Annotated in this window: 1 protein-coding gene; it reads left to right on the forward strand. The window is 43.2% G+C overall.

The window, feature by feature from the left end; translation table 11 throughout:
* Positions 1-387 (forward strand): Na/Pi cotransporter family protein (locus G8O24_RS47405; RefSeq protein ID WP_188108461.1); only part of this gene is annotated, 387 nt, incomplete at both ends.

Consider the following 387-nt stretch of genomic DNA (forward strand, 5'->3'; position numbering starts at 1 on the left):
GACACATGTTATCTTTAACTTAATCGGTGCAATCATTTTCATGCTGATACTTCCGCTATTCACTTCTCTGGTTGCCTACCTGCAAGGACTGTTTGGACTAAACCCAGAAATGACGATTGCGGTTGCGCACGGGACGTTTAATATTACGAATACCTTTATTCAATTCTGGTTTATCGGTGCATTTGCATGGCTTGTTACGAAGCTTATTCCTGGCGACGACTCGCGAATTGACTATAAAACAAAACATGTAGATACCAATTTAATCGATCAATCTCCGGGTATTGCACTGGAAATGGCTCGGGAGGAAACGCTTCGTATGGCAGATTACGCGAAATTTGGTTTGCAAGAAGCGAGACAATACCTTGTGAACCGGGACTCAAAGCATGC

Origin of the sequence: Bradyrhizobium campsiandrae, assembly GCF_014529705.1 — a bacterium.
GTDB lineage: Bacteria > Pseudomonadota > Alphaproteobacteria > Rhizobiales > Xanthobacteraceae > Bradyrhizobium > Bradyrhizobium campsiandrae.